The 14,345-nt window shown below is 70.0% G+C and carries 11 protein-coding genes; 7 read left to right on the top strand and 4 right to left on the bottom strand.

All coding sequences use genetic code 11. From position 1 onward, the window contains the following. Window positions 1-138: 138 nt before the first annotated feature. On the bottom strand, window positions 139-657 hold the full coding sequence (locus tag ACWD02_RS08590) for a MarR family winged helix-turn-helix transcriptional regulator (RefSeq protein WP_451206233.1): 519 nt from the start codon (window positions 655-657) through the stop codon (window positions 139-141). Between the two features lie 278 nt (window positions 658-935). Here ACWD02_RS08590 and ACWD02_RS08595 point away from each other — a divergent pair, with 278 nt between their 5' ends. Next, entirely contained in the window at window positions 936-1,778 is an 843-nt protein-coding gene (locus tag ACWD02_RS08595) for a lysozyme (RefSeq protein WP_451206236.1), read from the top strand. Between the two features lie 83 nt (window positions 1,779-1,861). Here ACWD02_RS08595 and lon read toward each other — a convergent pair whose 3' ends face one another. Further along, window positions 1,862-4,285 carry an endopeptidase La gene (lon, locus tag ACWD02_RS08600; protein WP_451206238.1) on the bottom strand — a complete coding sequence of 808 codons (2,424 nt, stop codon included), beginning with the start codon at window positions 4,283-4,285 and terminating at the stop codon, window positions 1,862-1,864. A gap of 133 nt (window positions 4,286-4,418) precedes the next feature. Then, window positions 4,419-5,165, bottom strand: coding sequence for a rhomboid-like protein (locus ACWD02_RS08605; RefSeq protein ID WP_451206241.1), 747 nt, complete (start codon window positions 5,163-5,165; stop codon window positions 4,419-4,421). Between the two features lie 164 nt (window positions 5,166-5,329). Here ACWD02_RS08605 and ACWD02_RS08610 point away from each other — a divergent pair, with 164 nt between their 5' ends. The 5 genes from ACWD02_RS08610 to ACWD02_RS08630 all read left to right on the top strand — a co-directional run bounded on the left by ACWD02_RS08610 (window position 5,330) and on the right by ACWD02_RS08630 (window position 12,379). Further along, a complete protein-coding gene (locus tag ACWD02_RS08610; RefSeq protein WP_451206244.1) occupies window positions 5,330-6,034 on the top strand; it encodes a spermidine synthase in 705 nt (234 codons plus the stop codon). A 65-nt stretch (window positions 6,035-6,099) separates the two neighbouring features. Continuing rightward, entirely contained in the window at window positions 6,100-6,840 is a 741-nt protein-coding gene (locus tag ACWD02_RS08615) for a response regulator transcription factor (protein WP_363209230.1), read from the top strand. 13 nt (window positions 6,841-6,853) lie between these two features. Beyond that, entirely contained in the window at window positions 6,854-7,939 is a 1,086-nt protein-coding gene (locus ACWD02_RS08620; RefSeq protein ID WP_451206248.1) for a HAMP domain-containing sensor histidine kinase, read from the top strand. 259 nt (window positions 7,940-8,198) lie between these two features. Beyond that, a complete protein-coding gene (locus ACWD02_RS08625; protein WP_451206251.1) occupies window positions 8,199-12,008 on the top strand; it encodes a multifunctional oxoglutarate decarboxylase/oxoglutarate dehydrogenase thiamine pyrophosphate-binding subunit/dihydrolipoyllysine-residue succinyltransferase subunit in 3,810 nt (1,269 codons plus the stop codon). Between the two features lie 188 nt (window positions 12,009-12,196). After that, window positions 12,197-12,379 (top strand): DUF6104 family protein, encoded by a 183-nt coding sequence (locus ACWD02_RS08630; protein ID WP_003961784.1) that lies wholly within the window; start codon window positions 12,197-12,199, stop codon window positions 12,377-12,379. A gap of 47 nt (window positions 12,380-12,426) precedes the next feature. Here the strand turns inward: ACWD02_RS08630 and ACWD02_RS08635 are convergent, their stop codons facing one another. Beyond that, complete coding sequence (locus tag ACWD02_RS08635) at window positions 12,427-13,275, bottom strand: hypothetical protein (RefSeq protein WP_451206254.1); 849 nt, start codon at window positions 13,273-13,275, stop codon at window positions 12,427-12,429. A gap of 169 nt (window positions 13,276-13,444) precedes the next feature. Between ACWD02_RS08635 and ACWD02_RS08640 the strand changes: the two genes are divergently transcribed. After that, a complete protein-coding gene (locus ACWD02_RS08640; RefSeq protein WP_451206257.1) occupies window positions 13,445-14,344 on the top strand; it encodes a DUF4097 family beta strand repeat-containing protein in 900 nt (299 codons plus the stop codon). Window position 14,345: the final 1 nt, after the last annotated feature.

The following is a 14,345-nucleotide window of genomic DNA, read 5'->3' on the forward strand; positions in this document are numbered from 1 at the left end:
ACCACACCCGACCCGCAGACGACAGACGGTGGACGTCCCTCAAGGGGCGCGAGGAACTGCGCGACCAGCCACGACGCAGCCTCAGCCGCAGCCCGAATCGCGCCCCTGCCAACGCCCCGCCCTGCCCTGCCCCGCCCCTCAAGACTCCGGGGACTCGTTCAGCTGCCGCAACAGGCGGGCCAGCTCCGCGACCTCCGTGCGGTCCCACCCGGCCAGCTTCCGCACGTACCGCTCCCGCCGCCCCGCCCGCACCGTACGGAACCGCGTGCCGCCCTCCGTCGTGAGGTGGACCAGCCAGGCCCGCCCGTCGGCCGGGTCGGGCTCGCGGGCGACGAGCCCCAGCTCTTCGAGGGCCCGCAGCTGACGGCTCATCGTCGCCTTGCCGACGCCGATGTACGCGGCGAGGTCGGTGGCCCGCTGCGGGCCCGAGTCGTCGAGGCAGACCAGGAGTCCGTACGCGGCGGGCTCCAGGTCGGGGTGGACCTGACGCGCCATCTCGCCGGACGAGGCACGCGCCCGGCGCAGGAGCAGCGACAACTCCCGCTCCAGGGAGAGGAACTCACGGTCGGTCCCCCTGTCCACGTCGGGCTCATCCACGTCCGCCCTGTTCACGTCGACTTCACCGTCGTTCCCGCCCTCGTGCACTTCAGCACCCATGGCACGCTTTCTTTCCGGATCAGAGAAGTTTCCGCCCCGCACGGCGGCAGACATCCGCGTCGGCCCATCGCCGCAGCTCGACCAGTATTTCGCAACGCCCCGACGGCCGACGCCGAGGACACCGCCGCTGGAGTAGACCAACGGCAGACACCGGGACCCCTTCCCAGCTCCGGGTCTACGTGCGTAGCGTCCTGAGTGACATGTTCACACCAGGAACATGTCGACAGGTCCCCCCACGAGCTCCATCGAGCTCACCCGAGGCCTACGGAGGCACGCCCATGCCCGTGCACAGACCCGGAACGCCCCGCCGCTCCCGCTGGTCAGCGGCCGCAGTCCTGCTCTCAGTCCTCTCCGCCCTCTCCCTCCTCCTCACGCTGCCGGGCGCCGCACAGGCCGCCGGCGGCGATGACACCCCCGCCCGCGGCTCCGCCCGCATGGGACAGGGCGTCATCAAGCACGACGGGCAGGGCAGTCTGCCGCCCGGCGGCGACGCCGTACAGACCGAAGGCGTCGACGTCAGCAGCCACCAGGGCAACGTCGCCTGGTCGACGCTCTGGAACAGCGGCGTGAAGTGGTCCTACGTGAAGGCGACCGAGGGCACGTACTACAAGAACCCGTACTTCGCCCAGCAGTACAACGGCTCGTACAACGTGGGCATGATCCGCGGCGCCTACCACTTCGCGACGCCCGACACCACGAGCGGCGCTGCCCAGGCCAACTACTTCGTGGACAACGGCGGCGGCTGGTCGCGCGACGGCAGGACGCTGCCGGGCGCCCTCGACATCGAGTGGAATCCGTACGGGGCGGCCTGCTTCGGCAAGTCCCAGTCGGGGATGGTCACCTGGATCCGTGACTTCCTGAACCAGTACAAGGCGCGCACCGGCCGCGACGCGGTGATCTACACGGCCACCAGCTGGTGGAAGCAGTGCACCGGAAACTACGGTGGCTTCGCCGCCAACAACCCGTTGTGGATCGCGCGTTACAACACCTCGCCGGGCGAGCTGCCCGCCGGATGGGGCTTCCACACGATGTGGCAGTACACCTCGACGGGCCCGACGGTCGGGGACCACAACAAGTTCAACGGCGCGCTCGACAGGGTCAAGGCGCTCGCCAACGGCTGAGCACCCCCCGGCACCCCGGTGCGCACGAGGGCCCGGGACCCCACAAGGGATCCCGGGCCCTCCTCACACACCGGCCACCTCCGTCACGCGGCGGCCGGAACCCTCACCTCGGCCTCCGTCAGGGCCAGTTCGAGCACCTGACGGACGTCCGTCACCGGATGCACGTCCAGCTTCTGCAGGATCTCGGCCGGGACGTCGTCCAGGTCGGCCTCGTTCCGCTTCGGGATGATCACCGTGGTGATCCCGGCCCGGTGCGCGGCGAGCAGCTTCTGCTTGACGCCGCCGATCGGCAGGACGCGCCCGGTCAGCGAGACCTCACCGGTCATGGCCACATCCGTACGGACCAGGCGGCCGCTGAGCAGCGACGCGAGGGCGGTCGTCATGGTGACGCCCGCGCTCGGCCCGTCCTTGGGGACCGCGCCCGCCGGGAAGTGGATGTGCACGCCGCGTTCCTTCAGGTCGGCGACGGGCAGCTCCAGTTCGGCGCCGCGCGAGCGCAGGAAGGAGAGCGCGATCTGGGCGGACTCCTTCATCACGTCGCCGAGCTGACCGGTCAGGGTCAGGCCCGCGGCGCCGGTCTCCGGGTCGGCGAGCGACGCCTCGACGAACAGGACGTCGCCTCCCGCGCCGGTCACCGCGAGCCCGGTCGCCACACCCGGTACCGCCGTGCGCCGCTCGGCCGGGTCCTGCGCCGACTCGGGCACGTGGTGCGGGCGCCCGATGAGCGCACGCAGGTCGGTGTCCGACACGGTGAACGGCAGTTCCTGCTCGCCCAGTTCGTGCTTGGCCGCGACCTTGCGGAGCAGCCGCGCCACGGACCGCTCCAGGTTCCGTACGCCCGCTTCCCGGGTGTACTCCCCCGCGAGCTTGCGCAGCGCGCTCTCGTCCAGGGTCACCTCGTCCGTCTCCAGACCCGCCCGCTCCAGCTGTCGCGGGAGCAGGTGGTCACGGGCGATGACGACCTTCTCGTCCTCGGTGTAACCGTCGAGGCGCACCAGTTCCATGCGGTCGAGCAGCGCCTCGGGGATGGATTCGAGGACGTTCGCCGTCGCCAGGAACACCACGTCGCTCAGGTCGAGCTCGACCTCCAGGTAGTGGTCGCGGAAGGTGTGGTTCTGCGCGGGGTCGAGGACTTCGAGGAGGGCGGCCGCCGGGTCGCCCCGGAAGTCGGAGCCCACCTTGTCGATCTCGTCGAGGAGCACGACCGGGTTCATGGACCCGGCCTCCTTGATGGCGCGCACGATGCGTCCGGGCAGCGCCCCGACGTACGTACGACGGTGTCCGCGGATCTCCGCCTCGTCGCGTACGCCGCCGAGCGCCACCCGCACGAACTTGCGGCCCATGGCGTGCGCGACGGACTCGCCGAGCGAGGTCTTGCCGACGCCAGGAGGACCCACCAGGGCGAGCACCGCGCCGCCACGGCGGCCGCCGACGACCCCGAGGCCACGGTCGGCGCGCCGCTTGCGCACGGCGAGGTACTCGGTGATGCGCTCCTTCACGTCCTCAAGGCCCGCGTGCTCGGCGTCGAGGACGTTCTGGGCGCCCTTGATGTCGTACTCGTCCTCGGTCCGTTCGTTCCAGGGGAGTTCGAGGACGGTGTCGAGCCAGGTCCTGATCCAGGAACCCTCGGGCGACTGGTCGCTGGAACGCTCCAGCTTGTCGACCTCCTTGAGGGCGGCCTCGCGGACGTGTCCGGGGAGGTCGGCTGCTTCGACACGGGTGCGGTAGTCGTCGGACTCCTCACCGTCCTGCTCGCCGTTGATCTCACGCAGCTCCTTGCGCACGGCGTCGAGCTGGCGCCGGAGCAGGAACTCGCGCTGCTGCTTGTCGACGCCTTCCTGTACGTCCTTGGCGATGGACTCGGCGACATCCTGCTCGGCGAGGTGCTCGCGCAGCTGCTCGGTGGCGAGCTTGAGGCGGGCGACCGGGTCGCCGGTCTCCAGGAGCTCGATCTTCTGATCGGTGGAGAGGAAGGGTGAGTATCCGGAGTTGTCGGCGAGCGCGGAGACGTCGTCGATCTGCGTGACGCGGTCCACGACCTGCCAGGCACCGCGCTTCTTGAGCCAGCTGGTGGCCAGCGCCTTGTACTCCTTGACCAGCTCGGCCACGGCACCGGGCAGGGGGTCGGGCACGGTCTCGTCGACCTTGACGCCTTCCACCCAGAGCGCGGCGCCGGGCCCGGTCGTCCCGGCGCCGATCCGCACGCGGCCACGGCCGCGGATCAGGGCGCCGGGGTCGCCGTCGGAGAGGCGGCCGACCTGTTCGACGGTGCCGAGGACGCCGGTCGCGGCGTACGTCCCGTCGATGCGCGGAACAAGAAGGACCTGCGGCTTGCTGCTCCCATCGGAGCGTGCGGCGGCCTGGGCCGCCTCGACCGCGGCGCGCACCTCGGTGTCGGACAGGTCGAACGGAACCACCATGCCGGGCAGGACAACCTCGTCGTCGAGCGGCAGCACGGGCAGTGTCAGCGGTGTGGACGGCTTCGACTCGGCGGACTCAGTAGTCATGATCTCCCCTTCGGCATTCAAGTTGAGCTATGTGGACTCAATGCTCGTGAGTCCATGAATGTTCCCCAAGGGATGTTCGCTGTGAGCGATCACTTCGGCACGTGCGGGAAGGCAGGCGGCAACGAGTGGTCGGTCAGGCGGGCCGGCGCCACCGTCGCACCAGCGGCCACGTGGCGACGCCGATCGACAGGGCCAGCAAGTGGCCCCAATTCGTCATCGGGTCCGCGAACGCGATCAGGTCGTCGATCAGCATGCCGCCGAAGCCGGCGAGCACCAGCCACCGGAGCCATGGCCTGAAGAGCCCGGCCAGCGCTCCGACACTCGCCGCGACACCGAAGCTGATGCCGTAGTCGAGGCGGTGCAGGGAGCTGTCGGGCAGATGCCCCGCGAGAACCGAGAGGCCGACGGGGACCTCGGTCGCGAGGGTGGCCACGACATGACCGAGCAGGAAGACGCCCGCCGTGCGCAGCGCGCCGACACGGCGTTCGAGGGCCGTGAGGACCAGCAGGAAGCCGATCGCGTACGGCGACGCGATGCCGCCCGCGATCCACAGCGCGCTGGCCACCAGGACGAGCAGCGGCTGCTGCGCCAGGTGCGCGACGTCCGTACTGGAGTGCCGGTGCAGGTCCGAGATCAGGGACGGGTCCGCGTACTGCGCCAGGAGCGACGTCAAGGCGAGGACCGCGGCGTAGCCGAACGTGAAGGGCGTGCCCGTGGGGGTCGGAAGCAGGCGCCAGAGGCGTGGGCGCCGGACGGGCGCGGTCGTCACCTCGGGGGCGGTCACCTCGGGTGCGCGCTCCCGTTGTCGCGGGATGGCGTCCAGGCCGGGCGGGGCCGTCTCCTCGGGCGCCGTGGGGGCGGCCGACGCGCTCGGGTCCAAGGTGAGACGCTCCTTCCGTCATGTCCACCCTTTGCCGATCTTTCCGGCACTGTCTATGACCCGTGCCACGACCCGCGCCACGTGAGACGCGAATCACAGCAACCCGCCGGGCCGTGTTCGCGTCCGCCCCGAATCGCACCCATGGCGGTCATACCCTGACCGCCATGCACACCCACATCGACGCCCCCGTCGTCATCGACCGGCGTGAGGGGCCGTACGGCGAGGTCGTACTGCGGCGCCATGGTGAGCTTCTGCAGATCATCGCCAACGGCTGTTTCCTGATGGACACTTCGGACGGCCGCTCGGAGCGGCTGCTCGTCGACGCGGCGTACGACGCCCTCGAAGACCCACGGGAGCCCGCCCTGCTCATCGGCGGTCTGGGCGTCGGCTTCTCCCTCGCCCACGCGGCGGCCGATCCGCGCTGGGGCCGCATCACGGTCGTCGAGCGCGAGCAGGCCATCATCGACTGGCACCGCTCGGGTACGGACGCCCCGCTGGCCACGCTCTCCGGGGCCGCGCTCGCCGACCCGCGCACGGAGATCCTGCACACAGACCTGGTGGCGCATCTGACCGGCGCCGACGCCTGTGCCGGCACCCCGAGAACGTATGACGCGCTCTGTCTGGACATCGACAACGGGCCGGACTGGACGGTGACGGAGGACAACAACTCCCTCTATTCTCCCGCCGGTCTGTCGGCCTGTCAGGCTCGCCTCAACCCCGGCGGAGTGCTCGCCGTGTGGTCCGCCCAGCCCTCGTCCGCTTTCGACTTCGCTCTACGGAATGCCGGGTTCCAGTCGGTACGGACGGAAGAGATCCCCGTTGCCCGAGGCGTACCCGACGTGGTTCATCTCGGCGTAAGGGCTGCGTAGCCGAGGTGCCTTCGCGACCCGTACCCTGCTGACCGAACACAAGCGATCAGTGTCAGGGGCGGGCGATGGAGCAGACACACACCTCCCACAACGGCGCGACGGCGGCGATGCCAGGCGCCCAGCGCCGGGTTCTGGTGGTCGAGGACGACGCGACGATCGTCGACGCCATCGCCGCCCGGCTACGCGCCGAGGGTTTCGTAGTGCAAACGGCGATGGACGGTCCTTCGGCGGTCGACACCGCGCAGGCTTGGCAGCCCGATCTGCTGATCCTGGACATCATGCTGCCGGGCTTCGACGGGCTTGAAGTGTGCCGTCGGGTGCAGGCCCAGCGGCCGGTGCCGGTCCTCATGCTGACGGCGCGCGACGACGAGACGGACATGCTGGTCGGGCTCGGTGTCGGCGCGGACGACTACATGACCAAGCCGTTCTCCATGCGGGAGCTCGCGGCCCGCGTGCACGTCCTGCTGCGCAGGGTCGAGCGGGCCGCGCTCGCCGCGACCACCCCGCGCAGCGGCATCCTGCGGCTCGGCGAGCTGGAGATCGACCACGCCCAGCGGCGGGTCAGAGTCCGCAGCGAGGACGTCCACCTGACGCCGACGGAGTTCGACCTGCTGGTCTGCCTGGCCAACACGCCGCGTGCGGTGCTCTCGCGCGAGCAGCTGCTCGCCGAGGTGTGGGACTGGGCGGACGCGTCGGGCACCCGGACCGTCGACAGCCACATCAAGGCGCTGCGCCGGAAGATCGGCGCCGAGCGGATCCGTACGGTGCACGGCGTCGGGTACGCCCTGGAGACCCCGACCCCCTGAGGTGAGCCGTCCGATGACAGGTCCCTTCGGCGGGCTGCGGCCTTTCTCCATCAAGACCAAGCTCGGCGCCCTGGTGGTCGTCTCGGTCTTCATCACCACGGGTCTGCTGATGGTGGCGATGAAGACGGAGACGGAGCTGCGCTTCATCACCGTCTTCTCGGTGATCGCCACGCTGCTGATCACGCAGTTCGTGGCGCACAGCCTCACCGCGCCGCTCGACGAGATGAACTCCGTGGCGCGCGCCGTCTCGCACGGCGACTACACGCGCCGGGTGCGCGGCGCCGACCGCCGTGACGAGCTGGGCGACGTGGCCACCACGATCAACCGCATGGCGGACGACCTGGAGGCCCAGGACCAGCAGCGCAAGGAGCTGGTCGCCAACGTCTCGCACGAACTGCGCACCCCCATCGCGGCCCTGCGCGCGGTCCTGGAGAACGTCGTCGACGGAGTGTCGGCCGCCGACCCGGAGACCATGCGTACGGCCCTGAAGCAGACGGAGCGGCTCGGGCGCCTCGTGGAGACGCTGCTCGACCTGTCCCGCCTGGACAACGGCGTCGTACCGCTGCGGGCGCGCCGCTTCGAGGTGTGGCCCTATCTATCGGGCGTCCTGAAGGAAGCCAACATGGTGGCCTCCGCGCGCGCGGGCATCGCGTCGGGCTCCGGCAGCCACACGCGCACGGACGTGCATCTGCACCTGGACGTGACACCTCCCGAGCTGACCGCGCACGCGGACGCCGAGCGCCTGCACCAGGTCGTGGCGAACCTCATCGACAACGCGGTCAAGCACAGCCCGCCGCACGGCCGCGTCACCGTGCGCGCCCGGCGCGGCCTCTATCCCGAGTCCCTCGACCTGGAAGTGCTCGACGAGGGCCCCGGCATCCCGGAGTCGGAATGGCACCGCGTCTTCGAGCGCTTCAACCGCGGCAGCCACGCCAACACCCCTCCGCAGGGACCGGGCAGCGACGGCGGCACCGGACTCGGGCTCGCCATCGCGCGCTGGGCGGTCGATCTGCACGGCGGGCACATCGGCGTGGCCGAATCCCCTCGCGGCTGCCGTATCCAGGTCACCCTTCCGGGCCTGCCCGAACTGCGAAGTTGACGTATCGTTCGAAACTGAAGCGATTCGCGGGCGCATCGGAAGCGCGCCCGGGTGAAGCCGCCGCGCAGGGCAGGGCCCGCGCGGCAATCCGGCGTTCCGGAACCTCGCTTGTTTCCCGCCATTTCGGCTGCCGAAACCATCCGCCCGATGTGACTTACGCGACGGATGACGGGCCCGGCCTGCACCTGGCGGCAATGGAGGCGTAGCCTTGATTCCCGCTGTCCATCACCTTGTGAAGCGGAAGAGGGCGGTTACCGCCGTGTCGTCACAGTCCCCCAGTAGCTCGAGCATCTCGACCGACCAAGACGGTCAGGGCAAGGACCCTGCTGCTGCCTTCGGTCCCAATGAGTGGCTCGTCGACGAGATCTATCAGCAGTACCTCCAGGACCCGAATTCGGTCGACCGAGCCTGGTGGGACTTCTTCGCCGACTACAAGCCGGGAGCGGCTGCGTCACCTGCCGCTGCCCCGGCCAAGCCGGCGGGTGACGCGGCCGCGGGGGCTGCGGCCACCACGTCCCCCGCAGCTCCTGCCGCACCCGCCGCCACTCCGGCCGCACCCGCGAAGCCCGCCGCGTCCGCCGCGCCCGCAGCCCCGGCGGCGAAGCCCGCGGCCGCCGCTCCGGCCCCCGCCGCCAAGCCCGCCGCCGCGAAGCCCGCCGCCAAGGCGGAGCCCGCGGCAGCGGCGTCGGAGGCCCCGGCCGGGCCCGAGTACGTGACGCTGCGCGGCCCCGCCGCCGCGGTCGCGAAGAACATGAACGCCTCCGTGGAGGTCCCGACGGCGACGTCGGTCCGCGCGGTCCCGGTGAAGCTGCTCTTCGACAACCGCATCGTCATCAACAACCACCTCAAGCGCGCCCGCGGCGGGAAGATCTCCTTCACGCACCTCATCGGGTACGCGATGGTGCAGGCCATCAAGGCCATGCCGTCGATGAACTACTCCTTCGTACAGAAGGACGGCAAGCCGACGCTGGTCAAGCCGGAGCACGTGAACTTCGGCCTCGCCATCGACCTCGTGAAGCCGAACGGCGACCGCCAGCTGGTCGTCGCGGGCATCAAGAAGGCCGAGACGCTGAACTTCTTCGAGTTCTGGCAGGCCTACGAGGACATCGTCCGCCGCGCTCGCGACGGCAAGCTCGGCATGGACGACTTCACCGGTGTCACGGTCTCGCTGACCAACCCCGGTGGCCTCGGCACGGTCCACTCGGTCCCCCGCCTGATGCCCGGACAGTCGGTCATCATGGGCGTCGGCTCGATGGACTACCCCGCGGAGTTCCAGGGCACGTCCCAGGACACCCTGAACAAGCTCGGCATCTCGAAGGTCATGACGCTCACGTCGACCTACGACCACCGGGTGATCCAGGGCGCCGCTTCGGGCGAGTTCCTGCGCATCGTCGCGAACCTGCTGCTCGGCGAGAACGACTTCTACGACGAGATCTTCAAGGCGCTCCGCATCCCGTACGAGCCGGTCCGCTGGCTCAAGGACATCGACGCCTCGCACGACGACGACGTCACGAAGGCCGCCCGCGTCTTCGAGCTGATCCACTCCTACCGCGTCCGCGGCCACGTCATGGCCGACACGGACCCGCTGGAGTACAAGCAGCGCAAGCACCCCGACCTGGACATCACCGAGCACGGCCTCACCCTGTGGGACCTGGAGCGTGAGTTCGCGGTCGGCGGCTTCGCCGGCAAGTCCATGATGAAGCTGCGCGACGTCCTCGGCGTGCTGCGCGACTCGTACTGCCGCACCACGGGCATCGAGTTCATGCACATCCAGGACCCGAAGCAGCGCAAGTGGCTGCAGGACCGCATCGAGCGGACCCACGCCTCGAAGCCGGAGCGCGAGGAGCAGCTGCGCATCCTGCGCAGGCTGAACGCCGCCGAGGCCTTCGAGACGTTCCTCCAGACGAAGTACGTCGGCCAGAAGCGCTTCTCCCTGGAGGGCGGCGAGTCCGTCATCCCGCTGCTCGACGCCGTCATCGACAGCGCCGCCGAGTCGCGCCTGGACGAGGTCGTCATCGGCATGGCCCACCGCGGCCGCCTGAACGTCCTCGCGAACATCGTGGGCAAGTCGTACGCCCAGATCTTCCGCGAGTTCGAGGGCAACATGGACCCGAAGTCCATGCACGGCTCCGGCGACGTGAAGTACCACCTGGGCGCCGAGGGCACCTTCACCGGCCTGGACGGCGAGCAGATCAAGGTCTCGCTCGCGGCGAACCCGTCCCACCTGGAGACGGTCGACCCGATCATCGAGGGCATCACCCGCGCCAAGCAGGACGTCATCAACAAGGGCGGCACGGACTTCACGGTCCTGCCGGTCGCCCTGCACGGTGACGCGGCCTTCGCGGGCCAGGGTGTGGTCGCCGAGACGCTGAACATGTCGCAGCTGCGGGGCTACCGCACCGGCGGCACGGTTCACATCGTCATCAACAACCAGGTCGGCTTCACCGCCGCCCCGGAGTCGTCGCGCTCCTCCATGTACGCCACGGACGTGGCCCGCATGATCGAGGCGCCGATCTTCCACGTGAACGGCGACGACCCCGAGGCCGTCGTCCGCATCGCGCGGCTCGCGTTCGAGTTCCGTCAGGCGTTCAACAAGGACGTCGTGATCGACCTCATCTGCTACCGCCGCCGCGGTCACAACGAGTCGGACAACCCGGCGTTCACGCAGCCGCTGATGTACGACCTGATCGACAAGAAGCGCTCGGTGCGCAAGCTCTACACCGAGTCCCTCATCGGTCGCGGCGACATCACCCTGGAAGAGGCCGAGCAGGCCCTGCAGGACTTCCAGGGGCAGCTGGAGAAGGTCTTCACCGAGGTCCGCGAGGCCATCTCGCAGCCCGCCGAGGCCGAGGTCCCGGCCCCGGAGGCCGAGTTCCCGGTGAACGTCGACACCTCGATCTCCCAGGAGGTCGTCAAGCGGATCGCCGAGTCCCAGGTCAACATCCCCGACCGGGTCACCGTCCACCCGCGTCTGCTGCCGCAGCTGCAGCGCCGCATGTCGATGGTCGAGGAAGGCACGATCGACTGGGGCATGGGCGAGACCCTCGCCATCGGTTCGCTGCTCCTGGAGGGCACGCCGGTCCGCCTCTCGGGCCAGGACTCGCGTCGTGGCACGTTCGGTCAGCGCCACGCGGTCCTCATCGACCGCGAGACGGGCGAGGACTTCACGCCGCTCCTGTACCTCTCCGAGGACCAGGCGCGCTACAACGTCTACGACTCGCTGCTCTCCGAGTACGCGGTGATGGGCTTCGAGTACGGCTACTCACTGGCCCGTCCCGAGTCCCTCGTCATGTGGGAAGCGCAGTTCGGTGACTTCGTCAACGGCGCGCAGACGGTGGTGGACGAGTACATCTCGGCCGCCGAGCAGAAGTGGAACCAGCACTCCGGCGTCACGCTGCTGCTTCCGCACGGCTACGAGGGCCAGGGACCGGACCACTCGTCCGCCCGCATCGAGCGCTTCCTCCAGCTGTGCGCGCAGAACAACATGACGGTCGCGATGCCGACCCTTCCGTCGAACTACTTCCACCTCCTGCGGTGGCAGGTGCACAACCCGCACCACAAGCCGCTGGTGGTCTTCACCCCGAAGTCGATGCTGCGCCTCAAGGCGGCGGCCTCGAAGACGGAGGAGTTCACGACGGGCGGCTTCCGCCCGGTCATCGGCGACGACACGGTCGAGGCGTCGGCGGTCCGCAAGGTCGTCTTCTGCGCGGGCAAGCTGTACTACGACCTCGAGGCCGAGCGGAAGAAGCGCGGCGACACGGGCACCGCGATCATCCGCATCGAGCGTCTGTACCCGCTGCCGGGTGCCGAGCTCCAGGCGGAGATCGCCAAGTACCCGAACGCCGAGAAGTACCTGTGGGCGCAGGAGGAGCCGGCGAACCAGGGCGCGTGGCCCTTCATCGCCCTCAACCTCATCGACCACCTGGACCTGGCGGTCGGCGCGGACATCCCGCACGGCGAGCGCCTGCGCCGCATCTCGCGGCCGCACGGCTCGTCCCCGGCGGTCGGTTCGAAGAAGCGCCACGAGCAGGAGCAGGAGCAGCTCCTGAACGAGGTCTTCGAGGCGTAAGCCCGAGCGGTTCGTTCGAGCGGTCCGTACGGCAGCCTTTACGCCGGTGGGCCCGGTCCCGAGTGCTTGTCACCCGGGGCCGGGCCCATCGGCGTATCGGCTTATCCTGAATGTCCCGAGCACACCGCTCGTCAGTCGTCAGTAGTCAGTCGTCAGTAGTCAGTCGTTCTTGAATCGCGGAGCCTGTCTTGTACTTCACCGACCGTGGCATCGAGGAGCTGGAGAAGCGGCGCGGCGAGGAGGAAGTCACCTTCGAGTGGCTCGCCGAGCAGCTCCGTACCTTCGTGGACCTCAACCCGGACTTCGAGGTACCGGTCGAGCGCCTGGCGACCTGGCTGGCCCGCCTGGACGACGAGGACGAGGACGAGTAGGACCGACCCGTCACCGGAGGACCGTCAGGACCCGGCCCCCGCTGGTCTCAGCCCCGCGCCGACCCTGCGTCGGCGGCCCGCACCCTGTCGTAGGCCAGCCCCAGGGAGCCGTGCACCAGCAGGAGTGCGCCGGCCACGGCCCATCCCCCGCTGCGCCGCCGCACGGCCCACGCCGCCAGCGGCAGTCCCGCGGCCATCTGCGCGACCGCCAGGGCACGCGCCCGGGGTCCCCGCAGCCAGGGCCCGAAGGGTCCCCGCTCGACCACGTCCAGCTCCGCACGTACCGCGTCCCGCCATCCCGACCACTCGACCTCCCGCACTCCCGGCGCCATGCGCGCCACCGTGCGCAGCCGGTCCGCCGGCTCACCGGGGCCGAGGCCTGCCGGGAGGGCCACCTCTGCCCGCGCGAGGACGGCTAGCAGCCCCAGCAGACGCGCGCGGGCGTCGGCCTCCGTGTCGGGGCGTCCCAGGGCCTCCAGGGCCTGCAGGTCCAGGACGGGGTCTAGACCCAGGCGGGCGGCGAAGGTCCGCAGCGCCTCGTCCTCACCCACGGGCGTCCCGTTCGCCAGCCATACGTACTCGACGGTGCGCCGGAAGCCCGCGGCGAGGGTGCAGCCCGAGCGGTCGGAGTCCCACCACAGCGCGAGTACGGGCCAGTTCGCCCCGACGGCGAGCGCGGTGGCCCACCCCGTGAGCACCCGGTCCACCGGTTCGTCACCGTGCACCCAGGGTTTGCCCTCGGGCACGAGCACGCTCCACTCGCGGCCCGCCGGAGCGAGCAGCATCTGTTCGCGCAACAGGCGGGCGGCGGGCTCGACCGCGTCAGGTTCGGCCCGGCAGAGCAGCAGTGCACCGGCGGCACCGACTGCGGCGTGCTCGAAAGCTTCGGACGACATGGCCCCACGCTAGGTCAAATCGCCATATTTGGCGCAGAGAGGCGAGGGTGTCTTGACTTTCCGTGACCGCGATATATCGTGTGTTGAAGAGACGCGATATGGCGCGTTGTTGTCGGGCCTTCGGCCCTCCCGCTCCGCAGCAGCCGCACCCGCCGAGGAGGTCAGCCCGATGTCAGAGTGGTCCGTCGCCGAGCCCCAGAAGCTCACGTTCGACGCCCCCGTGAAGACCCTCCACGTGCGCGTGGTCAACGGAACGGTGAACGTCGTGGGCACCGACGAAGTTTCCGCCCGCCTCGAGGTCTCCGAGATCGAGGGGCCACCCCTGACCGTCACGCAGGTCGACGGCGTGCTGACCGTCGCCTATGACGACCTGCCCTGGAAGGGCTTCCTCAAGTGGCTCGACCGCAAGGGCTGGCGCCGCAGCGCGGTGGTCTCCCTGGCCGTCCCCGCGGGCACCCGCGTCGAGGTGGGCGTGGTCGGGGCGGGTGCCGTGGTCTCGGGGATCGAGGGGAGCACGGAGGTCAAGGGCGTCACCGGGGACACCACCTTCGTGGGTCTCTCGGGCCGGGTCCGCGCCGACACGGTCTCCGGCAGCGTGGAGGCCCAGGGCATCACCGGCGACCTGCGCTTCAACTCCGTCTCCGGCGATCTCACGGTCTTCGAGGGGGCGGGGTCCTCCGTCCGTGCCGATTCGGTGAGCGGCTCGATGATCGTGGACCTCGACCCGGCGGGCGTCCCCGCCGACATCGGCCTGACGAGCGTCTCGGGCGAGATAGCGATCCGGTTGCCCCATCCGACGGACACGGACGTCGAGGCGAACACCGCGAGCGGCGCGGTGTCCAACGCGTTCGAGGATCTGCGGGTCAGCGGCCAGTGGGGGGCGAAGAAGATCACCGGCCGCCTGGGCTCGGGCAGCGGAAAGCTCAAGGCGACGACGGTGTCGGGGTCCATCGCGCTGCTGCGCAGGCCACCGACGGAGGAAGATCGGCCCGACGACGTCCCAGGCCCGACAGACCCCACGGACACTCCCCCGTCCGACGCCGCCCCGACCGACAAGAAGGTGCTCTGAG

Source organism: Streptomyces sp. NPDC002853 (assembly GCF_053591915.1).